Origin of the sequence: Streptomyces sp. VNUA24, assembly GCF_029167005.1 — a bacterium.
Classification (GTDB): Bacteria; Actinomycetota; Actinomycetes; order Streptomycetales; family Streptomycetaceae; genus Streptomyces; species Streptomyces scabiei.
Genome location: NZ_CP119143.1, coordinates 3,167,330 through 3,193,932 on the forward strand (window position 1 = coordinate 3,167,330; position 26,603 = coordinate 3,193,932).

Sequence of the window (26,603 nt, forward strand, 5' to 3'; positions counted from 1 at the left end):
TGGAGGCGGGCCGGGCCCCGTGGTTGTCTGGGCCCATGAGCAGCAGCCCCATCACCACCTGGTCCCTGGAGCAGACCTCGCCCAGCGATCTGCTTCCCGCCGCGGCACCCGAGGGCGACGACGTCCGCATCGTGCGGGCCGAGGTCCCCTCCCCCGAGTTCAGCCGGTTCCTGTACGCCTCCGTGGGCGGCGACATCCGCTGGATCGACCGGCTGTCGTGGCCGTACGAGCGGTGGCTGGGGCACCTGGGCCGCCCGGGTGTGGAGACCTGGGTCGCCCACGACCGGGGCACGCCCGCCGGGTACGTGGAGCTGGACCCGCAGGACGACGGGGTCGTGGAGATCGCGTACTTCGGGCTGATCCCGGCGTTCCGGGGCCGGCGCATCGGCGGACATCTGCTGTCGTACGGGACGGCCCGCGCCTGGGACCTCGCCGAGCGCTGGCCCCAGCTGCCGCCGACCAAGCGGGTCTGGCTGCACACCTGCTCCCTGGACGGGGAGCACGCCATGGGGAACTACCGGCGGCGGGGTTTCCGGCTGTTCGACACGAAGGTGACGGAGGAGCCGGACGTCCCGGCACCGGGCCCCTGGCCCGGAGCGGCCGTTCCCACACCATGACCCACATCACACCGTCTCGCGATGCGAGACATCCTTGTCCGACATGTGGATGACGGTGGACTCGGTCTAAAGAGCCGTGCCACGCTTCCGTCATGTCTGGAACTGGAATTGCCTTGGTGAGTCGGCGGCACGTCGACCTCGGCCGCATGTCCAGCGCCATCTGTCCGGTGAGCTGACGCCCGACCGCGAGGGGTTGGACGACCCCGGGCCACACCGCCGCACCCACCTCTGTTTCAGCCGGCGCAAGGACGCGCAGGCGCCGCACACGCTGCCCGCGTGTGCTCGCATGCGCGCGCAAGCGCAGGTCAGAGCCGCCTCCCCGCCTTTCCCGAAGGACATACACCCATGGCCGCCACCCCGCAGAACCCCGCCACGCCCCGCCGCAAGGTGAGCCGTCACCGTGGTGAGGGCCAGTGGGCCGCGGGACACTTCACCCCGCTGAACGGCAACGAGCAGTTCAAGAAGGACGACGACGGTCTCAATGTGCGGACGCGCATTGAGACGATCTACTCCAAGCGTGGCTTCGACTCGATCGACCCCAACGACCTGCGCGGACGGATGCGCTGGTGGGGGCTCTACACCCAGCGCAAGCCCGGGATCGACGGCGGCAAGACCGCGATCCTGGAGCCGGAGGAGCTGGACGACAAGTACTTCATGCTGCGGGTGCGGATCGACGGCGGCCGCCTCACCACCCGCCAGCTGAGGGTGATCGGCGAGATCTCGCAGGAGTTCGCGCGGGGCACGGCCGACATCACCGACCGGCAGAACGTCCAGTACCACTGGATCCGCGTCGAGGACGTGCCGGAGATCTGGGAGCGGCTGGAGGCCGTGGGCCTGTCCACCACCGAGGCCTGCGGTGACACCCCGCGTGTGATCATCGGCTCACCCGTCGCGGGCATCGCCGCGGACGAGATCATCGACGGCACGCCCGCGATGGCGGAGATCCAGCGGCGGATCATCGGCAACCCGGACTTCTCCAACCTGCCCCGCAAGTTCAAGTCCGCGATCTCCGGTTCGCCGCTGCTCGACGTGGCGCACGAGATCAACGACATCGCGTTCGTCGGCGTCCGCCACCCCGAGCACGGCCCCGGCTTCGACCTGTGGGTCGGCGGCGGCCTCTCCACCAACCCCAAGATCGGACAGCGGCTCGGCGCGTGGGTGCCGCTGGACGAGGTCGCGGACGTGTACGAGGGCGTCATCTCGATCTTCCGTGACTACGGCTACCGGCGGCTGCGCACCCGCGCCCGCCTGAAGTTCCTGCTCGCCGACTGGGGCACGGAGAAGTTCCGCCAGGTGCTGGAGGACGAGTACCTGAAGCGGAAGCTCGTCGACGGCCCGGCGCCCGACCAGCCGGTGGCCCGCTGGCGCGACCACGTGGGCGTCCACCCGCAGAAGGACGGCCGCTTCTACGTCGGGTTCGCCCCGCGCGTCGGCCGCGTGGACGGCACCACCCTGACGAAGATCGCCGACCTCGCCGAGGCGCACGGTTCCGGCCGGGTCGCGACCACCGTCGAGCAGAAGATGATCGTGCTCGACGTCACCGAGGAGCAGGTCGACTCGCTCGTCGCCGGCCTGGAGGCGCTGGACCTCACGGTGAACCCCTCGCCGTTCCGGCGCGGCACCATGGCCTGCACCGGTATCGAGTACTGCAAGCTCGCCATCGTCGAGACCAAGGCGCGCGGCTCGCTGCTGATCGACGAACTGGAGCGCCGCATCCCGGAGTTCGACGAGCCGATCACCATCAACATCAACGGCTGCCCGAACGCCTGCGCGCGTATCCAGGTGGCGGACATCGGTCTCAAGGGCCAGCTCGTCCTGAACGACGCGGGCGAGCAGGTCGAGGGCTACCAGGTGCACCTGGGCGGCGCGCTCGGCCTGGAGGCCGGTTTCGGCCGCAAGGTGCGCGGTCTGAAGGTCACGGCCGACGAACTGCCGGACTACGTCGAGCGCGTCCTCAAGCGCTTCCAGGACGAGCGCGAGGACGGCGAGCGGTTCGCCGCGTGGGTCACGCGTGCTTCCGAGGAGGCGCTGTCGTGAGTGAGCGAGCCGCACCCTTCTACTGCCCCTACTGCGGTGACGAGGATCTGCGCCCCAACGAGACCGGACACGGCGCGTGGGAATGCGGAGCCTGCAATCGAGCCTTCCAGTTGAAGTTCCTCGGGCTGCTGTCCCGGGGACTCCAGCGAGCCGACAGCGGAGGGGATCACATATGACTGCCGTCCAGGCGGATTCCGGCACTTCGGCCTCCTCGCCGGACACGGCCGGCCAGGACGAGGCGAGGCGCGCCGAGCTCAAGGCCCTCGCCGAGCAGGCCGGCCGCGACCTGGAGGACGCCTCGGCACTGGAGATCCTCCAGTGGGCCGCGGACACCTTCGGCGAGCGTTTCTGCGTGACGTCCTCCATGGAGGACGCGGTGGTCGCGCACCTCGCCTCCCGGGCCAGGCCCGGCGTGGACGTCGTGTTCCTGGACACCGGCTACCACTTCCCGGAGACCATCGGCACCCGGGACGCCGTCGAGGCCGTGATGGACGTCAACCTCATCACGATCACCCCGCGGCAGACCGTCGCCGAGCAGGACGCCGAGTACGGGCCGAAGCTGCACGACCGCGACCCCGACCTGTGCTGCTTCCTGCGCAAGGTGAAGCCGCTCGAAGAGGGTCTGACCCGGTTCGACGCATGGGCGACGGGGCTGCGCCGCGACGAGTCCGAGAGCCGGGCGAACACCCCGGTCGTCGGCTGGGACGACAAGCGCGGCAAGGTCAAGGTCTCCCCGATAGCGCGCTGGACGCAGGACGACGTGGACGCCTACGTCACCGAGCACGGCGTGCTCACCAACCCGCTGCTCATGGACGGCTACGCCTCCGTCGGCTGCGCCCCCTGCACCCGCCGCATCGCCCCGGGCGAGGACGCGCGGGCCGGCCGCTGGGCGGGCAACAACAAGACCGAGTGCGGGCTGCACCTGTGAGCGTCGCAGAGCCCGCAGACACCGCAGACACCGCAGAGACAGCCGACATTGTCGGGAGCACCGGCCCCGGGACGGGCCGTGCCCCCGCGACGAACCAGGAGAACCACGTGACGACCGGAGCCACCGGAGCCACCGTCTGGCTCACGGGTCTGCCGAGCGCCGGCAAGACCACCATCGCCCATGAGCTGGCGGGCCGCCTGCGCGAGGACGGCCACCTCGTGGAGGTCCTCGACGGCGACGAGATCCGCGAGTTCCTCACCGCGGGCCTCGGCTTCAGCCGCGCCGACCGCCACACCAACGTGCAGCGCATCGGCTTCGTCGCCGACCTGCTCGCCCGTAACGGCGTCAAGGTGCTCGTACCGGTCATCGCACCGTACGCCGACAGCCGCGAGGCGGTCCGCAAGCACCACGCGGCGAGCGGTGCCGCGTACGTCGAGGTGCACGTGGCCACGCCGGTCGAGGTGTGCTCGGAGCGCGACGTGAAGGGTCTGTACGCCAAGCAGGCGGCCGGGGAGATCTCCGGTCTGACCGGGGTCGACGACCCGTACGAGGCTCCCGAGACCCCGGACCTGCGCATCGAGTCGCAGGACCAGACGGTCCAGGAGTCCGCGGCGCTCGTCCACAAGCTGCTCACCGAGAGGGGTCTGGCATGACGACCACCGTCGCCGCCGTCCCGGGAGAGACCGGCACCCCGTACACCCTGTCCCACCTGGACGCGCTGGAGTCCGAGGCCGTCCACATCTTCCGCGAGGTCGCGGGCGAGTTCGAGCGGCCGGTGATCCTCTTCTCCGGCGGCAAGGACTCCATCGTCATGCTGCACCTGGCGCTGAAGGCGTTCGCCCCCGCGGCGGTCCCCTTCTCCCTCCTGCACGTCGACACCGGGCACAACTTCCCGGAGGTGCTGGAGTACCGCGACCGCACGGTGGCCCGCCACGGACTGCGGCTGCACGTGGCCTCCGTCCAGGACTACATCGACCGTGGCGTCCTGCGCGAGCGGCCCGACGGCACCCGCAACCCGCTGCAGACCGTGCCGCTGACCGAGAAGATCCAGGCGGAGAAGTTCGACGCCGTCTTCGGCGGGGGCCGCCGGGACGAGGAGAAGGCACGCGCCAAGGAGCGGGTGTTCTCGCTGCGGGACGAGTTCTCGCAGTGGGACCCGCGCCGCCAGCGCCCCGAACTGTGGAACCTCTACAACGGACGCCACGCGCCCGGCGAGCACGTCCGCGTCTTCCCGCTCTCCAACTGGACCGAGCTGGACGTCTGGCAGTACATCGCCCGCGAGGGCATCGAGCTTCCGGAGATCTACTTCGCCCACGAGCGCGAGGTGTTCCAGCGGGCCGGCATGTGGCTGACGGCCGGTGAGTGGGGCGGCCCCAAGGACGGGGAGACCGTCGAGAAGCGCCTCGTGCGCTACCGGACCGTCGGTGACATGTCCTGCACGGGCGCCGTCGACTCCGACGCGGCGACGCTGGAGCAGGTCATCACCGAGATCGCCGCCTCCCGGCTGACCGAGCGGGGCGCGACCCGCGCCGACGACAAGATGTCCGAGGCCGCGATGGAAGACCGCAAGCGCGAGGGGTACTTCTAAGCATGAGCACGATCACCGCCGAGGAGCTCTCGGCCACCACGCTGCTGCGGTTCGCGACCGCCGGTTCCGTCGACGACGGCAAGTCCACCCTCGTGGGCCGCCTGCTGCACGACTCCAAGTCGGTCCTCACCGACCAGTTGGAGGCCGTGGAGCGGGTCTCGGCCAGCCGCGGCCAGGACGCCCCGGACCTCGCGCTGCTCACCGACGGCCTGCGGGCCGAGCGGGAGCAGGGCATCACCATCGACGTGGCCTACCGCTACTTCGCCACCGCCAAGCGCCGGTTCATCCTCGCGGACACGCCGGGGCACGTGCAGTACACCCGCAACATGGTGACGGGCGCCTCCACCGCCGAGCTGACGGTGATCCTGATCGACGCCCGCAACGGGGTCGTCGAGCAGACCCGCCGGCACGCGGCCCTCGCGGCGCTGCTGCGCGTGCCGCACGTGGTGCTCGCCGTGAACAAGATGGACCTGGTCGACTACGAGGAGCCCGTGTTCGCCGCGATCGCCGAGGAGTTCACGGCGTACGCGACCGAGCTGGGCGTCCCGGAGGTCACCGCGATCCCGATCTCGGCGCTCGCCGGTGACAACGTGGTGGAGCCGTCCTCGAACATGGACTGGTACGGCGGCCCGACCGTCCTGGAGCACCTGGAGACGGTCCCGGTCACCCACGACCTGAGCCACTGCCACGCCCGGCTGCCCGTGCAGTACGTGATCCGTCCGCAGACCTCCGAGCACCCCGACTACCGGGGGTACGCCGGTCAGATCGCCGCGGGTTCGTTCCGTGTCGGCGAGTCGGTGACGGTGCTGCCCTCGGGCCGTGCCTCGAAGATCTCCGGCATCGACCTGCTCGGCGAGCCGGTCGACGTCGCCTGGACCACGCAGTCGGTGACCGTGCTCCTCGAGGACGACATCGACATCTCGCGCGGCGACCTCATCGTGCCCAGCAAGGACGCCCCGGCGACCACGCAGGACATCGAGGCGACCGTCTGCCACGTCGCCGACCAGCCGCTCACCGTGGGCCACCGGGTGCTGCTCAAGCACGGCACGCGCACGGTCAAGGCGATCGTCAAGGACATCCCGTCCCGGCTGACGCTCGACGACCTGTCCCTGCACCCGCACCCGGGACAGCTCGTCGCCAACGACATCGGCCGGGTGAAGATCCGCACGGCGGAGGCCCTGCCGGTCGACTCGTACGCCGACTCCCGCCGTACGGGCTCGTTCATCCTGATCGACCCCAACGACGGCACGACGCTGACCGCCGGCATGGTCGGCGAGTCGTTCGCCTCCCCGGAGCCCGTCAAGGACGAGGCCGAGGACGACGGGTGGGACTTCTGACATGAGTACCCAGGACTTCTACGCGACGTTCGCGAAGGAGGGCGGCCGCGTGGGCAGCGGCGCCCTCGGCAGCGGACAGGGTGGAGTGGCGCGATGTGTGCGCTGACGTACGCGCACTGCCTGCGCGCCCTCACCCCCCACCGCCGCAGACGAAAACCCGACCTCCCGGCCACGACCTGAGAGACCGTGACCGCCGGGCCTCCGAGAGGAACACCTCCCGTGCCTGCTCCGCGCTCCGCCGCCTTCCGCCGCACCCTCGCGGCCCTCACTGCTCTCCCGCTGCTGGCCCTGGCCGCCTGCGGCTACGGCTCCCAGTCCACGGAGTCCACGACCGACAAGGTCGCCGCCGGCGCCAAGAAGATCGACGGCCTCGACACCGTCAACATCGGCTACTTCGGCAACCTCACCCACGCGACCGCTCTCGTCGGTATCCAGAAGGGCTTCTTCCAGAAGGAGCTCGGCGGCACCAAGGCGAAGTACACGACCTTCAACGCCGGCCCCTCGGAGATCGAGGCCCTCAACGGCGGCTCCATCGACATCGGCTGGATCGGCCCGTCCCCGGCGATCAACGGCTACACCAAGGCCGACGGCGCCAACCTGCGCATCATCGGCGGTTCGGCGTCCGGCGGTGTGAAGCTCGTCGTCAACCCCGACAAGATCAAGTCCCTGAAGGACGTCAAGGGCAAGAAGATCGCCACCCCGCAGCTCGGCAACACCCAGGACGTGGCGTTCCTCAACTGGATCGCGGAGCAGGGTTGGAAGGTCGACGCGAACACCGGCAAGGGCGATGTGTCGGTGGTCCGCACGGAGAACTCCGTCACCCCGGACGCCTACAAGTCCGGTGCCATCGACGGTGCCTGGGTGCCGGAGCCGACCGCGTCCAAGCTGGTCGCCGAGGGCGGGAAGGTGCTGCTCGACGAGGCCGACCTGTGGCCGGACAAGAAGTTCGTGATCACGAACATCATCGTGCGCCAGGAGTTCCTGAAGGAGCACCCGGACGTGGTGGAGGCCGTGCTGCGCGGCTCGGTCAACTCCAACGCTTTCATCAACTCCCACGCGGACGAGGCGAAGGCCGCGGCCAACGCCCAGCTCAAGGCCGACTCCGGCAAGGAACTGCCGGCCGATGTGCTCGACCCGGCGTGGAAGTCCATCCAGTTCATCAACGACCCGCTGGCGTCCACCCTGCAGACCGAGGCCGACCACGCGGTCAAGGCCGGTCTGCTGGAGAACCCGAAGCTCGACGGGATCTATGACCTGACGCTGCTCAACAAGGTCCTCAAGGCCGAGGGCGACGACGAGGTCAGCGACGCCGGTCTCGGCGTCAAGTAACCGCGAAGTCCGATGAGTTCCCAGGAGGTGACGACCGTGGCCACCGCACTCGCCAAGGCCGCCGACGGCGTCCAGGCGGCCGAGCACGCCGCCCGTATCGAGCACGTATCCAAGTCCTTCTCCGGACCGGCCGGGCAGCAGCTCGTCCTGGACGACATCACGCTCGATGTCGCCCCCGGCGAGTTCGTCACCCTCCTGGGGGCCTCGGGCTGCGGCAAGTCGACGCTGCTCAACCTGGTCGCGGGTCTCGACGCCCCGACCACGGGCAGCATCACGACCGACGGGCGTCCGGCCCTGATGTTCCAGGAGCACGCCCTGTTCCCGTGGCTCACCGCGGGCAAGAACATCGAACTCGCCCTGAAACTGCGGGGAGTTCCGAAGAACGAACGGCGCGAACGGACCGAGGACCTGCTCGGTCTGGTCCGGCTGCGCGGCGCGTACGGCAAGCGGGTGCACGAGCTGTCCGGCGGTATGCGCCAGCGCGTGGCCCTGGCCCGCGCCCTGGCGCAGGAGAGCAAGCTGCTGCTGATGGACGAGCCGTTCGCCGCGCTCGACGCCATCACCCGGGACGTGCTGCACGACGAGCTGACCCGGATCTGGCGCGAGACACAGGTGTCGGTGCTGTTCGTGACGCACAACGTGCGCGAGGCGGTGCGGCTGGCCGAGCGGGTCGTCCTGCTGTCCTCGCGCCCCGGCCGGGTGGCCCGCGAGTGGACCGTGGGCATCCCGCAGCCGCGCCGTATCGAGGACACCGCCGTGGCGGAGCTGTCCGTCGAGATCACCGAAGAACTGCGTAGGGAGATCCGCCGCCATGGCCAGCACTGAGACCAAGAGCGGCCCCGGACCCGCCGACGACACGGACGATCTCGCCGGGCTGGAGGCGGGCCTCGACGCACTGGACACGGTGCAGACCGGGCGACCGCCGCTGCGCCAGGTGCTCGTCCAGAAGGTGCTGCCCCCGGTCATCGCGATCGCCCTGGTGCTGGCGGTCTGGCAGCTCCTCGTACTGGTGGAGGTCGCGCCGGCCTACAAGCTGCCCGCGCCCTCCGCCGTGTGGGACGAGGTGCGGCAGGCGTGGCTGCAGGGAACCCTCCTGGAATCCATCTGGACCAGCGTCTCGCGCGGTCTGCTCGGCTTCCTGGCCGCGCTGGCGATCGGCACCCCGCTGGGGCTGCTGGTGGCCCAGGTCAGGATCGTCCGCGCGGCGATCGGCCCGATCCTGTCCGGTCTGCAGTCGCTGCCGTCGGTGGCGTGGGTGCCGGCCGCGGTGGTCTGGCTGGGACTGGAGCCGTCGGTGATGTACACGGTGATCCTGCTCGGCGCGGTCCCGTCGATCGCCAACGGTCTGGTGTCCGGCATCGACCAGGTGCCGCCGCTGTTCCTGCGGGCCGGCCGCACCCTGGGCGCGACCGGACTGAAGGGCACCTGGCACATCGTGATGCCGGCGGCGCTGCCCGGCTATGTGGCCGGACTGAAGCAGGGCTGGGCGTTCTCCTGGCGCTCGCTGATGGCCGCCGAGATCATCGCCAAGGCGCCCGACATCGGCTCGGGCCTCGGGCAGATGCTGGAGGCGGGCCGCACCAACAGCAGCATGCCGCAGGTGTTCCTCGCGATCTTCCTGATCCTGATCGTCGGTATCGCCATCGACCTGCTGCTGTTCAGCCCGCTGGAGCGGTGGGTGCTGCGCAGCCGCGGCCTGCTGGTGAAGAGCTAGTCCCCATGACCGAGCATCCGGTTCTCCTCGTCGTCGCCCACGGCAGCCGTGACCCGCGGCACGCCGCGACCGTGCACGCCCTCATCCGGCGGGTGCGGGCGCTGCGCCCCGGGCTGCGCGTGGAGACCGGCTTCCTCGACTTCGACACCCCCTCGGTCCCGGCGGTGCTGGAGTCGCTGGCGGCCCAGGGCGTCCGGGACGTGGTGGCCCTGCCCCTGCTCCTGACCCGCGCCTTCCACGCCAAGGCGGACATCCCGGCGGTCCTGCGGGAGGCACCCGCCTCCCTGCGCGTCCGCCGGGCAGGGGTGCTCGGCCCCTCGCCCCTGCTGCTGTCGGCGCTCGAACGCCGGCTGTACGAGGCGGGGCTCAGCCCCGCCGACAAGTCCTCGACCGGGGTCGTGCTGGCCTCGGCGGGGTCCTCGGACCCGGAGGCGATCGCGGTGATCGCCGACATCGCGCGGGAGTGGTGGCACACCGGTTGGTGCGCCGTGCGGCCCGCGTTCGCCTCCGCGTCCCTGCCCCGCACCGAGGACGCCGTCCGCGAACTGCGGGCCCTCGGCTGCGAGCGGGTGGCCGTGGCGCCGTACGTCATCGCCCCCGGACGGCTGCCGGACCGAATCGCTGCCGGCGCGGCCGACGCGGGCGCGGACGTCCTCGCCGAGGTGCTCGGCCCCTCCCCCGAACTGGCCGCGCTGCTGCTGCGCCGCTACACCGCCGCCCTCGGACAGCGGCAGCTCGCCGCGGCCTGAGTCCGCCCCGCCGCCGCGCCCGGCGTCAGACGCCGCGAGCGGGATTCCTGCCGCTCGACGCCAGCGCCCTGTCGAACACGGACGTCCTCGCCGAGGCGCTCGGCCCCTCCCCCGAACTGGCCGCGCTGCTGCTGCGCCGCTACACCGCCGCCCTCGGACAGCGGCAGCTCGCCGCGGCCTGAGTCCGTCCCGCCGCCGCGCCCGGCGTCAGACGCCGCGTGCGGGATTCCTGCCGCTCGACGCCAGCGCCCTGTCGAACACCGGTGCGTCGGCCGGTACCGGGACCGGATCGGCGAAGCCGTCGTAGCGGCGGTAGAGGTCGCCGTGGGTCTCCACGACGCCGAGGACGAAACGGGCGGTGTCGTCCGGGATCCGGAAGGACTGGCCGGTGGCGGTCGCCACGTCCCAGCCGTGGACGGCCATCTCCTTGATGATCATGCCGGCGAGGTCGGCGGCGGGCAGCGGGCCCATGCCGAGGTCGATGTCGCCCTCCCACACCGCCGGGTCGGCCCAGGCCGTGACCGCGCGGTCCAGCCGGGCCGCGTAGGCGTCGGCCCAGTCGGGTGCGGCGGTGAAGTCGCGCTGTGTCAGTTCCTCGGGGAGGGGCGCGCGCAGGGCGCGGTGTTCGAGTCCGTGCGAGGTGTACAGGACCCAGTGGTTGACCAGGGCGCGCACGTCCCAGTCGCCGCAGTGGGTGGGCGCGGGGAGTCGGTCCGGCGTGACGCCCCGGGCGATCCGGGCCGCCTCGGCGGCGCATGCGCGCATGTGCGGATGGTGCGGGTGGTGCGGGTGGTGCGGGTGCGTGGTGCTGTCGTGGCTCTCCATGGGGCCCACGCTAGGGACGGCGCGCCCCGGTCCTCTTGAACAAACGCGACAGTCAGCCCGCCACGGTCAGCTCCGCCAGTTTCGCCACCGTGTTCCAGTTGCGGGTGGTGGCGATCAGGCCCTTCTGGAAGCGGGGCTTGGCCAGGGTCTCCGCCAGCCTGGAGCGGCCGAGGCCGTCGGGGGTGTGGAGGTAGAGCGCGCGGTCGCCGAGCCCGAACTCCTCGGGAAGGAAGTCCCGGGGGTCGACGCCCTCGAAGCGGCTCGCCTCCACGGTCTCCGAGAAGTACGTGACGTGCAGCTGCCTGCCCTCCAGTTCCGCGGCCGGGAACGGGCACGCCGCACGGACGGCCTCCAGGTAGGCGTGGTCGCGCACCAGGACGTCGACGGTGAAGCCGAAGTGCCCGGCGAGGGCGGTCGTCAGTTCGGCGGCCAGGGAGTCCTCGTCGCCGTGGTCACTGGTGAAGACCGCGTTGCCGCTCTGGAGGTAGGTGGCCACGCCGGTGTGGCCGAGGCCGGTCAGCAGGGTGCGGAGATCGGCCATGGGGACCTTCTTGTTTCCGCCCACATTGATCCCGCGCAGGAGCGCCGCGTACGTCGTCATGGAGCCACGATAGGCAGGCCGGGGCCGGTGCACCCTCAGGGGCGGCCCCGACGGGGCGGGATAGATGTAGGGGGCCACTGTCCTCCCTGGTGGGGAGAGGGTGCGGTCCGAGGGGAGGACCCGTAGGCGTCGGCGCTCACCGGGCAGCACGATGAGATGCGCTTATCCGGCCCATACCTTCGAAACGAAAGATGGCGGCAGGGGGCCGCCATCGTCACCGAGGGGGCTGGCCCGTCATGGGGAACGGAGACGTACGGGTGCGGGGGATCGCCGCCCGCGCCGGCGGCTGGAGCGCCCGGCACCGATGGGCGGCCGTCGGGATCTGGGTGCTGTTCGTGGTGCTGACGATGGGGATCGGCTCGGCGATGGGCTCGGTCGAGGTCAAGGACAGCGACCAGCTCAAGGGGGAGACCAGCGCGGCGGCCCACATCGTCGAGAAGGCGGGGATCGAGGAGCCCGCCGGGGAGAGCGTCCTGGTCCAGGCGAAGGACGACGGCACCAAGGCCACGGACCCGGCGTTCCGGGCCGCCGTGGACGACGTGATGGAGGCCGTCGGGCGCACCGGCAGGGTCGGCGACGTGACCTCGCCGTACGACACGGGGACGATCTCGAAGGACGGCCGCAGCGCGCTGGTGCAGTTCGACGTGCGCGGCGCGTCGGACACCGCCGGTGAGCGGATCGAGCCGGTGCTGAAGGCCGTCGAGGGCGTCCAGAAGGAGCACGGGTCGCTGCGGATCGAGGAGATCGGCGGCGCCTCGATGATGAAGACGTTCGACGACGCCTTCGGGGACGACTTCCAGAAGGCCGAGTACTCGGCCGTGCCGGTGGCGCTCGGCATCCTGCTGATCGCGTTCGGCGCCGTCGTCGCGGCCCTGCTGCCGGTGGCGCTGGCCGTCACCGCGATCATGGCGACCATGGGTCTGATGGCCATCGTCAGCCATGTGATCCCGATGAGCGACACCGCCAACTCCGTGATGCTGCTGGTGGGTCTGGCCGTCGGCGTCGACTACTGCCTGTTCTATCTGCGCCGCGAGCGCGAGGAGCGTGCGGCGGGCCGGGACGCGCAGACCGCGCTGCGGGTGGCGGCCGCCACCAGTGGCCGCGCGATCATCGTCTCCGGTGTCACGGTGTGCGTGGCGATGGCGGGCATGCTGTTCACCGGGCTCGCCGAGTTCGAGGCGATGGGCCTGGCCTCGCTGATGGTCGTCGCCGTGGCGATGGTCGGTTCGGTGACGGTGCTGCCGGCGCTGCTGTCGCTGCTGGGCGGGCGGGTCGAGAAGGGCCGCATCCCGTTCCTGCACCCGGAGAAGCGGCGGAAGAACGGCCGCTCGGGGGCCGGTGCGGAGAGCCGCTTCTGGAACGCCGTGCTGCGGGTCGTCCTCGCCAGGCCCGCGCTGTCGCTGGTGGTGGCGGCCGGTGCGCTGCTCGCCGTGGCCGCGCCCGCGGTCGGGATGAAGACGCAGAACCTCACGCTGGACCAGGAGTTCGGTGACTCGCTGCCGATCGTGCAGACCTACAACCGGGTGAACGAGGCCTTCCCGGGCGGCTCGGAGCCGGCCGAGGTGGTCGTGAAGGCGAAGGACATCAACGCCCCCGAGGTGCGGGGCGCGCTGGCCGACTTCAAGAAGGAGGCCGTGGCCTCGGGCGCCTCCCGCGGTCCGGTGGAGATCAAGGTCCACGACGCGCAGAACGTGGCGTTCGTGTACGTGCCGCTGGTGGGCGGCTCCGACCAGGACCGGGCGGGTGCGAGCCTGGACCGGCTGCGCGACGAGGTACGGCCCGCCACACTGGGCGAGGTCGACGGGGTGGAGGCGCCGATCACCGGGCAGGTCGCGGGCAACAAGGACTTCAACGACCAGCTGACCGGAGCGGTCGTCCCGGTCTTCGCCTTCGTCGTGGTCTTCGCCTTCCTGCTGATGCTGTTGTCGTTCCGCTCGCTGACGATCGCGGTGACCTCGATCGTGCTGAACCTGCTGTCGGTGGGCGCCGCGTACGGCATCCTCGTCGCGGTCTTCCAGCACGGCTGGGGTGCCTCGCTGGTGGGTGCGGAGGGCGTCGGCGCCATCATCACCTGGCTGCCGCTGTTCCTCTTCGTGATCCTGTTCGGGCTGTCGATGGACTACCACGTGTTCGTGGTCTCGCGGATCCGTGAGGCCCGGCTGCGGGGCCGTACGACGAAGGAGGCGATCCGGCACGGGGTGGTCACCACGGCGGGGGTCGTGACCAGTGCCGCCGTCATCATGGTCGCCGTGTTCGCGATCTTCGGGACGCTGTCCATGCAGTCGATGAAGCAGATGGGCGTGGGCCTGGCCGCCGCCGTCCTCATCGACGCGACGATCATCCGGGGTGTGCTGCTCCCGGCGGTGATGGCCCTGCTGGGCGAGCGCAACTGGTACCTGCCGGCGTGGCTGAACCGGCTGCCGGACCTCACCCACGACGAGTCGCCGGAGCCGGGCCCGGAGCCCGTGCCGGCCGGGCGGGACACGCGGGTACGGGTCTGACCGGATCTCCGGGTCTTCGGATCTCCGGATCTCCGGACGTGCCTGTGGGCCGGGGGGTGTCACCGCCCCCCGGCCCACAGGCGCGTCCGCCGGCTCAGGCGGCCTGGGCCACGTCCTCGCGTACGTCTCCCCGGTCGAAGGAGTCGAGGGTGCGGGTGAAGTCGCGGGTCGAGAGCAGCAGCTTGTAGACGATGGCGAGTTCGAAGACGAGCAGCAGCGCGCCGGAGACGACGGTCGCCGTCAGCACGGAGTCGACGAACGGGCCGATCATGAAGACGCCCATCTGGAACTCGATGCCGCTGACCAGGTGGGGGCGGACCCGGTGGCGCAGCAGGAAGGACCGGACGCGCAGATAGGCGGGGAAGCGGCGGCGGAACTCCTGGTGGAGGTCGACGACCTGGGCCTGCGGCGCGGTCCGGGTGACCTCGGCGGCGGCCGTGCGCAGGTCCTGCTCGATGTCGGCCTCGGGGTTCTCGCGCAGCAGGTCCTCCATGAAGGCCAGTTCCCGCTCGTTCTCGGCGCGGCGGGCCTCGCGCAGCCGGGCCTTGATCTGCTTGCGCATGGTGTGGCGGACCTTGAAGGTCTCCAGGGAGTTGATGTAGCGCAGGGCGTCGCAGCCGATGACGGCGGCGGCGAGCCAGATGTAGAGGGTGTCGCCCGTGCGGTGGTACTGGCCGGCCATCAGGGCCACCGAGCACGCGGCGACGCGGACGCGGTCGAAGACGAAGTCGAGCCAGGCACCGAACACGGAGCCCTGGCCGGTGAGCCGGGCGACCTTGCCGTCCATGCAGTCGAGGATGAAGCTCAGGTGGTAGACAAGGGCGCCGACGATCAGCCAGCGCCAGTCGCCGAGGGCGAAGAAGGCCGCGGAGACCAGACCCAGCACGAAGGCACCCCAGGTCAGCTGGTTGGGTGTGATCCTCGTGTACTTCGCGGTCAGCCGCACCAGCGGGGTGGCGACCGGGTCGACGAGCAGCACGGTCCACCAGGCGTCGCGCTTCTTCTGCGTGACGCGGCGCACTTCCGCGAGGTCGGGTATGTCTCGGCGCATGGGTCAACTTCCTGGCGTTCGAAATGAATTCACACCCAGCTTGGGTTCGCTTCATCCGAGGTACAAGAAGCGCCGACCACAACCTTTCGCAGGGGGTAACGGTCCAACCCGGCATCAGAGTCGATGCGTCCGCCTCGCGGGACGGGCGTTACCTCAACGTTATGAAAAGACCGGACCGTTACCTAAAATGTGCCGGGACTTCACGGTTCACGTGGAACCTGACGGCTTGCCCCGCTATCCGCCCTCTCACCGGTGACGAGCCGAACGCTCTCGTCGCCTTCGCGATCACGATGGAGGCCGTGACCGCCGGTGACGTCAGCCATCCGAAGCGGGCAGGCCGGCGCTCCCTCACGGAGGCGCCGGCCTGCCCCGGGTCACGGTCAGTCCGTCAGGCGGAAGGTGGCGTCGCTCCGTCCCGTCGCGGTGGTGACGGGGTCGAGGCGCAGCTGGTAGGCGTAGTGGCGGAGGTAGCGGTCGGGGAAGTTGTAGGACTGGAACGACGACCAGGCCGGGTCGGCGAGGCCGGCGACCTTGCGGAAGGTCGCGTCGGCGGCGAACTGCGCGGTGCCGTCGTAGCGCACCAGCTGGAAGTCGTAGTTGGCGTGGCGCAGGAAGTACCCGGGGAACCGCACCGACTCGAAGGAGACGGTCCCGGTGCCCGCGAGGCCGGGCCGCATCCGGAACTGGGCGTCGTCGGCGGGGCTCACGTCGGGATCGATGCGCACGTCGAAGTCGGACTGACGCACGTACCGGTCCGGGAAGTTGAACGACTGCAGGCGCTGGACCGGGGTGTTGGGCCAGCGGGCGAGCACCCGGCTCTCCTCGGCGGCCGTCAGGTTCAGGATCCAGCCGTGACGCTTCTTCGTGCCGCCCATGGCGTAGCTTCCCGCAGCCTGCGTCTGGTATGAGGCGGGGTTGGACGGGTCGGTCGTCAGGACCGGCATGTAGCCGCGGCCGGCGGCGTACTGGTCGAGGTAGAGGCCCCACTTGTTCTGCCCGTTGAACTTCATCCACATCGGGCCCTCGACCATCGCGCCGGTCAGACCGATGCCGGAGAGGTTGCCGAGGTCGGTCCACGTTCCCAGGATGGAGTTGCTGCCTTCCAGGGTGATCTGTCCGTCGCCGGAGGCGCGCACGTAGCGGTAGTTGCCCACGCCGGAGGGCATCTCGATGATCTGGGTGTCGATGATCTCCTGGGCGCCGGGACGTTCGATGTAGGTCTGCGGGGCGCCGATCGTGCGGAAGTCACTGGTGCGGGCGTAGTAGATGCGGTGCTTCGTCTTGCCGTTGAGGGGGACGTTCGTCGCCCAGTACAGGACGTAGTCGTTGGTCGCGGAGTCCCAGATCGCCTCGGGGGCCCAGGCGTTGCGGCCGTCGGGGATCGCGCCGGCGACGTTGAGCAGCCAAGGCTGCGACCAGGAGACCAGGTCCGTCGACTCCCACACCACCAGGTTGCGGCTGCCGTTGTTGATGGCGGCGTTCCAGTCCTGGCCGCAGCCGATGCACAGGTCGGTCGCGATGATCCAGTACTTCTTGCCGTCGGGGGATCTCACGAGTGCGGGGTCGCGCACCCCCTTGGTGCCGATCGTGGAACGCAGCACCATGGCACCGCCGTTGAGGTCGTTCCAGTGGACGCCGTCCGCGCTGTGCGAGAGGTACATCTGCTGGTTGGCCGCCCCCTCGCCGGTGAAGTGCACCATCAGGTAGCCGGGGTCGGCGGCGGCCGCCTGCTGGGCCGTGGTCAGGGACTGCGAGGTGAAGAGGAGGCCGACTGCGACCAGTATCGCCGCGAGCCGGGTGAGAACCCTTGCCATGCGCGTTTTCCTGTCTCTGTGCGGGTGCGGGTGCCGGGACGGAGTGGGGAGCGAAGTGCCGGGCGTGTGTACCGCGGGAGCGGGCCGGAAGTCCGACACATCCCTCTTGTTCGACATTGCGAACATTGTTCGTAAAGTCGGGCACGAAGTTAGAGCTGCGTAAGAACGGGAGTCAAGAGGGAGGAGGGACAGAGGCAGCGGTACGCACAGGAGACGCGCCGTCTACGCCGCGCATAACAGAAATCGCCGTACGGAAATCGCCGCACACATGGCGCCGACCCCGAGGAGACGTGGGGCGAGGAGACGTGGGGTGCGTGGGGTGAGGACGGGAGTGACCCGCGCCGGTCCTCCGGATCTGCTCCTGGCACACTGTCGCCGCGACGGATCGGCACGGCGACGGGACAGGTGAGGCGGGGTGCGCTCGCAGGACGCGCGGGAACGGACGGACGTCGCCGTCGTCATGGCGGCGCGGGCCGGGGACCGGCAGGCGGCGGAACAGCTCGTACGGGACTGCCTGCCCCTGGTCTACAACATCGTCGGCCGGGCGCTGAACGGCCACGGCGACGTCGACGACGTGGTCCAGGAGACGATGATGCGGGTCCTGGACGGGTTGCCCGGGCTGGAGCGACCGGACCGGTTCCGGTCCTGGCTCGTCGCCATCACCGTGCGACAGATCCGTGACCGGTGGCGCAGGGGGCGGCCCTGGCTCACGGCGGAGCCCCTGGAGGCGAGCGCCCACGACGCCGATCCGCAGGCCGACTTCACCGGCCTGGTGGTGCTGCGGCTCGCGCTCTCGGGCCAGCGGCGCGAAGCGGTCGAGGCCACCCGCTGGCTGGAGGACGAGGAGCGCGAGGTGCTCGCGCTGTGGTGGATGGAGAGCGCCGGCGAACTGACCCGGGGCGAACTCTCGGCGGCCTGCGGCCTCGCGCCGCAACATGCGGCGGTACGGATCCAGCGGGTCAAGGAACGGCTGGAGACGGCCCGCACGGTCGTCCGGGCCGTGACGGCCTCGCCGCGCTGTACGGACCTGGCCGCAGCCCTCGCCCCATGGGACGGGCGGCCGTCAGGGCTGTGGCGCAAGCGGCTGGCCCGCCATGTCCGGGACTGCCCGCAATGCCTGTCGAACTCGTCCGACCTGATACCGGCGGAGAGGCTGTTGGCCGGCCTCGCGCTGGTGCCGGTGCCGGTCGGCCTGGCCGGTCTGGTCCTGGCCAGGGTGCCGGGGGCGGACACCGCCGGAGCGGCCGCGGGGGCGGGCACGCGCCCGGCGGACGGCACGAAGGATGCGACGGGCGGCGCGAAGGAGGCGGCGGGCAGCGCGAAGAGCGCGGCGGGCGGTACGCATGGTGCGGCGCGGACGATCGGCACCACGGCCGCCAAGCCCGCGGCGACCGCAGTCGCGGCCTCGGCCGCAGCCGTCGTCACGCTCGCGGCGGCCGGAGTCGCCTGGTACACGTTCACGGGAGCGCACGAGCCGGCTCCGCGGCCCGCCGTCGCCGCCCCGCCGTCACCCGCCCCCTCGTCCGCGCTGCCCTCCCCGAGGACCTCCGCCCCACGAAAGCCGACGCCGTCACCGAAGCAGAAGCAGAAGCAGCAACGGACACAGCCGCCGGCAGCGGCACCGACCGTGACGGCCGAGGCGCCCCTCTCGGGGCGGCACTCCCTCCGTTCGGTCGACGACCACGGTGACTACGTGAGCGGCTCCGGCCGGTTCGGCGCCCTGAGCCCGGTCAACGCCGCCAGCTCCGCCGCCACCCGTCGGGCGGCCACCTTCACCTTCGTTCCCGGCCTGGCCGACCCCCGCTGCTACTCCCTCAGGGACGCCGCGGGCAGGTATCTGCGGCACTACGCGTTCCGTGTCCGGCTGGACGCCGACGACGGCTCCGCCATCTTCCGCAAGGACGTTACGTTCTGCCCCCGCCCCGGTTCCACGGCCGGTTCGGTCTCCCTGGAGTCGTACAACTACCCCGGCCGCTACCTCCGCCACCGGGACGATCTCCAACTGTGGCTCGACCCTTCCGAGAACACGGCCGCGTACCGGGCCAGTCGCTCCTTCGTCCTCGTGGCGCCCTGGGCCTGACGTCGAACGCCCCGTCCGGGACGGTCATGTGACGTGGCGTCAGGCGGCCGGGGACATCCCGTCCAGCTCCGCCTCGATGAGGTCGGCGGCCTGCCGGGTGCCGCCCTCCGTCGCCATCTCCCGCCGTATCACGTCGAGCCGACGGGCCACCTCGGGGTCGTCGACGAGGGCGAGGACCGCCTCGCGCAGGGCCTCGGCCGTCGCCTCCTCCCGGGGGAGGTGCCGGGCCACGCCGAGCGACTCGAGCATGTCGGCGTTGCCGAACTGGTCGGCGGCCTGCGGCACGGCGACCATGGGCGTGGCGGTGGCGAGCCCCTCCTGGCTGCCCCCGGCGCCCGCGTGGGTGATGAACGCGTCGGCCTGCTTGAGGATCGCGAGTTGTGGCACCCAGTCCCGCACCTCCACACGGGCCGGGACCTCGCCCAGCTCGGCCGCGGTGACGTGCCGGCCGACCTGCAGCACCACGTGCCAGCCGGGCAGGTCGCCGAAGGCCCGTACGCAGGCGCGGTAGAAGTCGGGCTGCTTGGTGAAGGCGGAGCCGAGCGAGACCAGGAGCACCTTCTCCGCGCCCTCCGGCCGCGCCCAGCCGCCCTGTGCCGCGCGGTCGCCCTGGCAGGCGCCGACGAAGGTGTGCCGGCTCTCGTCGACCCGGTCGGCGTGCGGCTGCAGTGCCTTCGGGATGAGGACGAGGGAGCGGGTGGGTCTGCCGACGAAGGGGTCGGGGTGTTCGGTGATCCCGTTCTCCTCCAGCCAGGACGCGAAGCGGGCGTAATAGGCCCGGCCGCGCTCCGTCCTCCTCGGCTCGGCCCACAGGGGCTCGACCACCTCCTCCTCGTAGCCGGTCCAGGCGACCAGGTTCGGGGAGAGCGAGATCGCCTTGACGCCCCAGCGGTGGGCGAGCACCCGCGCCGGGTAGGAGGTGATGTCGTGCAGCACGAGGTCGGGCTCGTCCCCCTCGTACGCCTCGGCGAGCTGGGGCAGGGCCTGGATCGCGTCGTCGAGGAAGGGCTCCACGTTGTCGAGCAGCGTGGTCCCCCACGCCTCGGGGTCCGCGTCGGGTCCCGGCAGGGTCGAGTGCCAGAGCTTCGGTTCGGCGCCGGCCTCCGCCACCTTCTCCGCGAAGGCCGGCGGGATCGCGTACGTGACCCGGTGCCCCCGGGCCACCAGCTCGCGGATGACGTCGAGGCTGGGGTTCACGTGACCGTGGGCGGCGATGGAGAACATGGCGATGTGGAAGGTCATGCGCCGACCGTACGCGAGACGAGACGTCTCGTGCAACTACTTTCCCTGCAGAGGCCCCGACCTGTGCGAATGCGAGACTGGCCCCATGGGCGTGAACCCGGTGCCCCCGGAGGGGAGCGCCGGCCGTACGAACACGGAGGCGAAGGATGGACGAGGCACGGGCGCGGGACGTCCTGGACGCGGCCGGTGTACTGCCCGGTGCGGCCCGGGAGGCGCGGCTGCTCGCGCTGGGCGAGAACGCGGTGTTCGCCGCCGATGACCTGGTGGTCCGGGTGGGCCGCGACGCCGAACTCCTGGACCGGGCCCGCCATGAACTGACCGTCGCGGCCTGGCTCGCCGAGGCGGGCCTCCCGGCCGTACGGGCCGCCTCGGCGCGGGCCCTGCTCGTCGAGGGGCACCCGGTGACGGTGTGGCACCGCCTGCCCGACCCCGTCCGCCCGGCCGGCGCCGCCGATGTGGCCGCACTGCTACGGCTGGTCCACGCCCTGCCCGCCCCGCCGTTCGCCCTGCCCCGCCGTGACCTGCTGGGCGGGGTGGAGCGCTGGCTGCGCCTGGCCGGGGACGCGATCGACCCGGCGGACGCGGCGTATCTCCGTGAGCGCCGGGACGGGTTCGCGGCGGCCGCGGCCGCCCTCACCCCGCGGCTGGCCCCGGGCCCGATCCACGGCGACGCCCTGCCCCGCAACGTGCACGTCGGCCCGGACGGCCCGGTCCTCGTCGACCTGGAGACCTTCTCCGGCGACCTGCGCGAGCACGACCTGGTCGTCATGGCCCTCTCCCACGACCGCTACGGCCTGCCGGCGCACGAGTACGACGCCTTCACCGCCGCCTACGGCTGGGACGTACGGGAGTGGGAGGGCTGTTCCGTGCTGCGGGGCGCCCGTGAGACGGCCAGCTGCGCCTGGGTCGCCCAGCACGCGCCGAGCAGTCCCGGGGCGCTGGCGGAGTTCGAACGCCGTGTCGCCTCGCTGCGCGACGGGGACGAGACGGTCCGCTGGTACCCGTTCTGAGCGGAGCGGAGCGGAAGGAAGCGGAACGGTGCCGGCTCAGGCGGCCCGGAGTATCAGCACCACTTCGTCGGTCTCGGCGTCGCGGGCGCGGGCGAAACCCCGGTCGTGGCCGGTGACGACGAAGCCGCACTTCTGCAGGACGCGGATCGAGCCGGTGTTGTCGGCGGCCGCGCGGGCGTGCAGGGGGCGGGTGGGCACGAGGTCGAGCAGGGCGGTGAGGGCGGCCGTGGCGATGTGGCGGCCCCAGTGGGCGCGGTCGATCCAGTAGGTGATCTCGCGTTCGTCCGCGGGGCCGTAGACCGCGATCGAGCCGACGACCTCGCCGTCCGCGACCACCGTGCGGTTCAGCACCTCGGGGTCGGCGCGCAGCTTCGCCCAGTGCCGGTCGAAGAGTGCCCGGTCGTACTGGTAGGCCCCGGTGAAGGCGGCCACCTGCCGGGCCTCGGGATCGGACCAGTGCCGCCAGAAGAACGGCAGGTCGCCGTCGCGTACTTCGCGCAGGGAGATCGCTGTCGCGGTCATACCGTCTCGTCCTCCAGTTCGCGCAGCGGCCAGGTCGCGTCCACGACCGCCTCGGGGTCGCCCTTGCGGCGCAGGAACGCCTGGAAGTCGGCCGCCCACTCGGCGTACCACTCGATCTGGCGGCGGTGCAGTTCCGCCGGGCCGAGAGCGGCGACCTTCGGGTGGCGCTCGGCTATCGCGCGGGCGAGCCGGGCGGCGGCCAGGGCGTCGGCCGAGGCGTCGTGCGCGCTGTCCAGCGCCACGCCGTACTCCCCGCAGACCGCTTCGAGGTTGCGTTTGCCCCGGCGGTAGCGGTCGACGGAGCGGTCGATCGTGTACGGGTCGATGACCGGCGCCGGGTCCGTGCCGAGCCGGTCGCGCAGGGACGGCAGGGCGTGCCGGCGCAGCTCGGCGGAGAGCAGGCTCAGGTCGAAGGCCGCGTTGTACGCCACGACCGGGACGCCCGTGCGCCAGTAGGAGACGAGGACGTCGGCGATGGCGTCGGCGACCCGGTCGGCGGGTCTGCCCTCGGCCACCGCGCGGGCGTTGGTGATGCCGTGGACGCCCACCGCCTCCTCCGGGATCTCCACGCCCGGGTCGGCCAGCCATTCCCGGTGTCCGATCCGCTCCCCGTCCCTGACCTCGATCACCGCGCCCGTGACGATCCGCGCCTCACGCGGGTCCGTCCCGGTGGTCTCCAGGTCGAAGCCGATCAGCAGTTGCCGGTGCCAACCCATGTGGCCCCCCTCCTCGGTGGTGCTTTCCCCCAGTGACCACCACCATCGCACGGGCCACTGACAATCCGGGGACCGCCTTCCGCCCGGCGCCCGCGCGCCACCGTCACCGCCACCGTCACCGGCCGTGCGGCGCCCGCGTCACGTCCGGCTCACGACACGGGTCGCGAGTCCGCCCACGCCACTTCGAACTCCTCCCGATAGGTGTCCAGAAGCCCGGCTTCGCCGTTCTCGTCGGCTTTGAGGACCCTGCTGCCGCCGCGCAGGACGAGGACCGGTGCCTCCATGCCCCGGGTCCGCCGCAGATACGTCTGGACGACCGCGACCCCGTCCGAGCCGTCGCCGTCCACGAGGTAGGCGGTGAAGCGGGGTGTCTCGTCGAAGACCTGGATCTCGAAGGCGCCGGGGTCGCGCAGCCGCGAGCGGACCCGGCGCATGTGGAGGATGTTCATCTCGACCGCGCGGCTCAGCTCGCCCCTCTTTATGCCCAGTTCGCGCTCGCGCCGCTTGACGGCGCTGGAGGCCGGGTTGAGGAAGAGCAGCCGCGCCCGGCAGCCGGACTCGGCGAGCCGTACGAGCCGCCGCCCGGAGAAGTTCTGCACGAGGAGGTTCAGCCCTATGCCGATGGCGTCGAGGCGGCGGGCGCCGCCGAAGAGGTCCTCGGCGGGGAACTGCCGCAGCAGCCGCACCCGGTCGGGGTGGACGCCCACCACGTCCGCGTACCGGTCGCCGACCAGCTCCTCGACCGCGTCGACGGGCAGCCGGCGCGCGGAGGGCACGTCGCTGCCCGCGCCGAGGATCTCCAGCAGTTTCGCCGAGGCGCGCTCGGCCTGCGCGAGGACGGCCTCCGACAGGGCCCGGTTGCGGGAGACGACGTTGCGGGTGACCTCCAGCTCGTCCAGGGCCAGTTCCACGTCGCGGCGCTCGTCGATGTAGGGCTCGAAGCAGGGCCAGTGCTGCACCATCAGCTCGCGCAGCTGCGGCAGGGTGAGGAAGCTGAGCACGTTGTCGTCGGCGGGGTCGAGCAGATAGCCCTTGCGGCGGCTGACCTCGCGGACCGCGACGGCGCGCTGCACCCATTCCTGGCCGGCGGGCCCGGCGGCGGCGACCACCCAGTCGTCGCCGTGGACGGGCTCGTAGACGGGCCGCAACACGGCGGCCACCACGGCGCGCAGCCGCTGCTCGACGAGGTTCAGCCAGATGTAGGCGCGGCCCGCCCGCTGGGCGCGGGTGCGCACTTCGAGCCAGGCGTCGGCGTTCCAGTCCAGTTCCGGGCCGATGGAACCCGTCTCCATCGGCCGTGCCAGGGACACCGCGCCGGGCGGGACATCCGTGGAGTTCCCCTCGTGACCCGTGTCGCCCGTGTCACCAGGAGGAAGCTCCAGCCCTCCCGAGCCCACCCGCGCACCGCCTTCCGCTCACCCGAGCTCGCCCCTACTCAACGATCAAGGAAGGGTACTCCGGTAGCGGGTGACGATACAGCCGGATGGACAGGTCGTTTCCCAACTACCGCGTGTGACCCGGCCGTTCCGGCCCGCAGTCGGTCGCGGAAGTGAGCCGCTTCACGGCGGCGGGCGGCGCGGAGGCGACACCGGCGGCCTCCGGGGCGTCACGAAGTGCCCGTCACGGGGCAGGAGGGACGTATGTCCTAGGAGGTTTTGTCAGTTTGGGGGAGACTCCCCTCGGAGTCGCCCCAGCGGCGCGCGACAACTGGAAGAGTCGTATCCATGCAGGTCTGGCCTGGACAGGCGTACCCCCTCGGTGCCACGTACGACGGCGCCGGTACCAACTTCGCGGTCTTCTCGGAGGCCGCGCATCGAGTCGAGCTGTGTCTGCTGGACGACGACGGCTCCGAGACGGCGGTGGAACTGCGCGAGTCGGACGCGTTCGTGCGGCACGCGTACCTGCCCGGTGTGATGCCGGGACAGCGGTACGGCTTCCGTGTGCACGGCCCGTACGCGCCGGAGCGCGGACTGCGCTCCAACTCCGCGAAGCTGCTTCTCGACCCGTACGCGCGTGCCATCAGCGGCTCGGTCAAGTGGGGGGAGGAGGTGTACGGCTACCGCTTCGGGGCGCCCGAGGAGCGCAACGACCTCGACTCGGCCCCCCACATGATGACCTCCGTCGTGGTGAACCCCTACTTCGACTGGGGCGACGACCGGCGGCCCCGCACCGAGTACCACCACACCGTCATCTACGAGGCCCACGTCAAGGGTCTCACCATGCGCCACCCGGGGCTGCCCGAGGAGCTGCGCGGCACGTACGCGGCGCTGGCCCATCCGGCGATCATCGAGCACCTGACCGCCCTGGGCGTCACGGCACTGGAGCTGATGCCCGTACACCAGTTCGTGAACGACCACCGGCTGGCCGACATGGGTCTCGGCAACTACTGGGGCTACAACACCATCGGCTTCTTCGCCCCGCACAACGCCTACGCCTCCTGGGGCGACCGCGGGCAGCAGGTGCTGGAGTTCAAGTCGGCGGTGCGGGCGCTGCACGAGGCGGGGATCGAGGTCATCCTCGACGTGGTCTACAACCACACCGCCGAGGGCAACCACCTGGGGCCGACGCTGTCGTTCAAGGGCCTGGACAACCCGTCGTACTACCGGCTCACGGACGACCCGCGCTACTACATGGACACCACGGGCACGGGCAACTCCCTGCTGATGCGGTCCCCGCACGTGCTGCAGCTGATCATGGACTCGCTGCGGTACTGGGTCACCGAGATGCACGTCGACGGCTTCCGCTTCGACCTCGCGGCCACGCTGGCCCGGCAGTTCCACGAGGTCGACCGGCTGTCGTCGTTCTTCGACCTCGTCCAGCAGGACCCGGTGGTCTCCCAGGTCAAGCTGATCGCCGAGCCCTGGGACGTGGGCGAGGGCGGCTACCAGGTGGGGAACTTCCCGCCGCTGTGGACCGAGTGGAACGGCAAGTACCGCGACACCGTGCGGGACCTGTGGCGGGGCGAGCCGCGCACCCTCGCGGAGTTCGCGTCCCGGCTGACCGGCTCCTCCGACCTGTACCAGGACGACGGGCGCCGCCCGCTGGCCTCCATCAACTTCGTGACCTGCCACGACGGCTTCACGATGCGGGACCTGGTCTCCTACAACGAGAAGCACAACGAGGCCAACGGCGAGGACAACCGGGACGGGGAGAGCCACAACCGGTCCTGGAACTGCGGGGCCGAGGGCGAGAGCGACGACCCCGGGGTGACCGGGCTGCGGGTCCGCCAGATGCGCAACTTCATCGCCACCCTGATGCTCTCGCAGGGTGTGCCGATGCTCAGCCACGGGGACGAGTTCGCCCGCTCCCAGGGCGGCAACAACAACGCCTACTGCCAGGACAACGAGTTGTCGTGGGTGCCGTGGCCGTCCGGCGAGGACGGCGACGCCGGCGACGACGTCTTCGGGGACCTGCTGGAGTTCACCCGCGCGATGGTGTGGCTGCGCAAGGACCACCCCGTGTTCCGGCGACGGCGGTTCTTCCACGGCCGCCCGGTGGAGGGCACGCACGACGAGCTGTCCGACATCGCCTGGTTCACGCCGGGCGGACAGGAGATGGTGCAGCGGGACTGGGACTCGGCGCAGGCCGGGGCGCTGACCGTGTTCCTCAACGGCAACGCGATCTCGGAGCCGGGCGCGCGCGGCGAGCGGATCAGCGACGACTCGTTCCTGCTGATGGTGAACGCGTCGGCGGAGCGGCTGGAGTTCGTGGTGCCGGTCAACCACGGGCCGCAGTGGCAGCTGGTCGTGGACACGGGACGCGAGGACGCGGTCCCCGCGGACGGACCCAAGGTCGCGGCCGGGGAGCGGGTGGCGCTGGTGGACCGGAGCATGGCCGTGTTCCGGAGGCGGGCCTAGACGGACGCCCGGACCCGCCCGGACCCGCCCGGCCCGGCGTCGCGCAGGCGGCGGACCGGGCGGCGTCGCGTGTCGGGGTGCTCCA

Annotated in this window: 24 protein-coding genes; 16 read left to right on the forward strand and 8 right to left on the reverse strand. The window is 71.2% G+C overall.

Annotation, left to right across the window (positions count from 1 at the left end; translation table 11 throughout):
- Positions 1-35 precede the first annotated feature (35 nt).
- The 12 genes from PYR72_RS13200 to PYR72_RS13250 all read left to right on the forward strand — a co-directional run bounded on the left by PYR72_RS13200 (position 36) and on the right by PYR72_RS13250 (position 10,299).
- Positions 36-617: a GNAT family N-acetyltransferase gene (locus tag PYR72_RS13200; protein ID WP_275455531.1), complete on the forward strand. Its 582-nt coding sequence runs from the start codon at positions 36-38 to the stop codon at positions 615-617.
- 92 nt (positions 618-709) lie between these two features.
- Positions 710-793 (forward strand): putative leader peptide, encoded by an 84-nt coding sequence (locus PYR72_RS42950; protein ID WP_309474722.1) that lies wholly within the window; start codon positions 710-712, stop codon positions 791-793.
- Between the two features lie 169 nt (positions 794-962).
- Positions 963-2,654, forward strand: a complete 1,692-nt coding sequence (locus PYR72_RS13205; protein ID WP_275455532.1) for a nitrite/sulfite reductase — start codon at positions 963-965, stop codon at positions 2,652-2,654.
- Positions 2,651-2,830: a hypothetical protein gene (locus tag PYR72_RS13210; RefSeq protein ID WP_012999822.1), complete on the forward strand. Its 180-nt coding sequence runs from the start codon at positions 2,651-2,653 to the stop codon at positions 2,828-2,830. Before PYR72_RS13205 ends, PYR72_RS13210 begins: the two co-directional genes overlap by 4 nt.
- Positions 2,827-3,582, forward strand: coding sequence for a phosphoadenylyl-sulfate reductase (locus tag PYR72_RS13215; protein WP_275455533.1), 756 nt, complete (start codon positions 2,827-2,829; stop codon positions 3,580-3,582). The genes PYR72_RS13210 and PYR72_RS13215 overlap by 4 nt, the downstream gene beginning before the upstream one ends.
- 47 nt (positions 3,583-3,629) lie before the next feature.
- Entirely contained in the window at positions 3,630-4,235 is a 606-nt protein-coding gene (gene cysC, locus PYR72_RS13220) for an adenylyl-sulfate kinase (protein ID WP_275460400.1), read from the forward strand.
- The gene (gene cysD, locus PYR72_RS13225; RefSeq protein WP_059083568.1) at positions 4,232-5,170 is read left to right on the forward strand and encodes a sulfate adenylyltransferase subunit CysD; all 939 of its coding nucleotides are present in this window, start codon (positions 4,232-4,234) and stop codon (positions 5,168-5,170) included. Before cysC ends, cysD begins: the two co-directional genes overlap by 4 nt.
- 2 nt (positions 5,171-5,172) lie before the next feature.
- Positions 5,173-6,507: a GTP-binding protein gene (locus PYR72_RS13230; protein WP_275455534.1), complete on the forward strand. Its 1,335-nt coding sequence runs from the start codon at positions 5,173-5,175 to the stop codon at positions 6,505-6,507.
- A 219-nt stretch (positions 6,508-6,726) separates the two neighbouring features.
- Positions 6,727-7,836 (forward strand): aliphatic sulfonate ABC transporter substrate-binding protein, encoded by a 1,110-nt coding sequence (locus PYR72_RS13235; RefSeq protein ID WP_275455535.1) that lies wholly within the window; start codon positions 6,727-6,729, stop codon positions 7,834-7,836.
- 12 nt (positions 7,837-7,848) lie between these two features.
- Positions 7,849-8,661, forward strand: a complete 813-nt coding sequence (locus tag PYR72_RS13240) for an ABC transporter ATP-binding protein (protein ID WP_275455536.1) — start codon at positions 7,849-7,851, stop codon at positions 8,659-8,661.
- Positions 8,648-9,550, forward strand: coding sequence for an ABC transporter permease (locus tag PYR72_RS13245; RefSeq protein WP_275455537.1), 903 nt, complete (start codon positions 8,648-8,650; stop codon positions 9,548-9,550). Before PYR72_RS13240 ends, PYR72_RS13245 begins: the two co-directional genes overlap by 14 nt.
- A 5-nt stretch (positions 9,551-9,555) precedes the next feature.
- Positions 9,556-10,299, forward strand: a complete 744-nt coding sequence (locus PYR72_RS13250) for a sirohydrochlorin chelatase (protein WP_275455538.1) — start codon at positions 9,556-9,558, stop codon at positions 10,297-10,299.
- Positions 10,300-10,506: 207 nt separating this feature from the next.
- On the opposite strand, the gene PYR72_RS13255 is transcribed toward PYR72_RS13250, so the two are convergent.
- Positions 10,507-11,124: a TIGR03086 family metal-binding protein gene (locus PYR72_RS13255; RefSeq protein ID WP_275455539.1), complete on the reverse strand. Its 618-nt coding sequence runs from the start codon at positions 11,122-11,124 to the stop codon at positions 10,507-10,509.
- A gap of 52 nt (positions 11,125-11,176) precedes the next feature.
- Positions 11,177-11,725 carry a DUF1697 domain-containing protein gene (locus PYR72_RS13260; RefSeq protein ID WP_275455540.1) on the reverse strand — a complete coding sequence of 183 codons (549 nt, stop codon included), beginning with the start codon at positions 11,723-11,725 and terminating at the stop codon, positions 11,177-11,179.
- Between the two features lie 236 nt (positions 11,726-11,961).
- Here PYR72_RS13260 and PYR72_RS13265 point away from each other — a divergent pair, with 236 nt between their 5' ends.
- Positions 11,962-14,226 (forward strand): MMPL family transporter, encoded by a 2,265-nt coding sequence (locus PYR72_RS13265; RefSeq protein WP_275455541.1) that lies wholly within the window; start codon positions 11,962-11,964, stop codon positions 14,224-14,226.
- A gap of 94 nt (positions 14,227-14,320) precedes the next feature.
- On the opposite strand, the gene PYR72_RS13270 is transcribed toward PYR72_RS13265, so the two are convergent.
- Entirely contained in the window at positions 14,321-15,277 is a 957-nt protein-coding gene (locus PYR72_RS13270; protein WP_275455542.1) for a CDP-alcohol phosphatidyltransferase family protein, read from the reverse strand.
- Between the two features lie 380 nt (positions 15,278-15,657).
- Positions 15,658-17,091: a glycoside hydrolase family 43 protein gene (locus PYR72_RS13275; protein WP_275455543.1), complete on the reverse strand. Its 1,434-nt coding sequence runs from the start codon at positions 17,089-17,091 to the stop codon at positions 15,658-15,660.
- A 415-nt stretch (positions 17,092-17,506) separates the two neighbouring features.
- On the opposite strand from PYR72_RS13275, the gene PYR72_RS13280 reads away from it, so the two are divergent.
- Complete coding sequence (locus PYR72_RS13280; protein WP_275455544.1) at positions 17,507-19,171, forward strand: sigma-70 family RNA polymerase sigma factor; 1,665 nt, start codon at positions 17,507-17,509, stop codon at positions 19,169-19,171.
- A 39-nt stretch (positions 19,172-19,210) separates the two neighbouring features.
- Here PYR72_RS13280 and mgt read toward each other — a convergent pair whose 3' ends face one another.
- Positions 19,211-20,413: a macrolide-inactivating glycosyltransferase gene (gene mgt / locus PYR72_RS13285; protein ID WP_275455545.1), complete on the reverse strand. Its 1,203-nt coding sequence runs from the start codon at positions 20,411-20,413 to the stop codon at positions 19,211-19,213.
- A 146-nt stretch (positions 20,414-20,559) separates the two neighbouring features.
- Here mgt and PYR72_RS13290 point away from each other — a divergent pair, with 146 nt between their 5' ends.
- On the forward strand, positions 20,560-21,423 hold the full coding sequence (locus PYR72_RS13290) for an aminoglycoside phosphotransferase family protein (protein WP_275455546.1): 864 nt from the start codon (positions 20,560-20,562) through the stop codon (positions 21,421-21,423).
- A 36-nt stretch (positions 21,424-21,459) separates the two neighbouring features.
- On the opposite strand, the gene PYR72_RS13295 is transcribed toward PYR72_RS13290, so the two are convergent.
- The 3 genes from PYR72_RS13295 to PYR72_RS13305 all read right to left on the reverse strand — a co-directional run bounded on the left by PYR72_RS13295 (position 21,460) and on the right by PYR72_RS13305 (position 24,058).
- Complete coding sequence (locus PYR72_RS13295; RefSeq protein WP_275455547.1) at positions 21,460-21,945, reverse strand: GNAT family N-acetyltransferase; 486 nt, start codon at positions 21,943-21,945, stop codon at positions 21,460-21,462.
- Positions 21,942-22,661: a 3'-5' exonuclease gene (locus PYR72_RS13300; protein WP_275455548.1), complete on the reverse strand. Its 720-nt coding sequence runs from the start codon at positions 22,659-22,661 to the stop codon at positions 21,942-21,944. The genes PYR72_RS13295 and PYR72_RS13300 overlap by 4 nt, the downstream gene beginning before the upstream one ends.
- Positions 22,662-22,810: 149 nt before the next feature.
- Positions 22,811-24,058 carry an SAV2148 family HEPN domain-containing protein gene (locus PYR72_RS13305; protein ID WP_275455549.1) on the reverse strand — a complete coding sequence of 416 codons (1,248 nt, stop codon included), beginning with the start codon at positions 24,056-24,058 and terminating at the stop codon, positions 22,811-22,813.
- Between the two features lie 327 nt (positions 24,059-24,385).
- Here PYR72_RS13305 and glgX point away from each other — a divergent pair, with 327 nt between their 5' ends.
- A complete protein-coding gene (gene glgX, locus PYR72_RS13310) occupies positions 24,386-26,518 on the forward strand; it encodes a glycogen debranching protein GlgX (RefSeq protein WP_275455550.1) in 2,133 nt (710 codons plus the stop codon).
- The last annotated feature ends 85 nt before the right edge of the window (positions 26,519-26,603 follow it).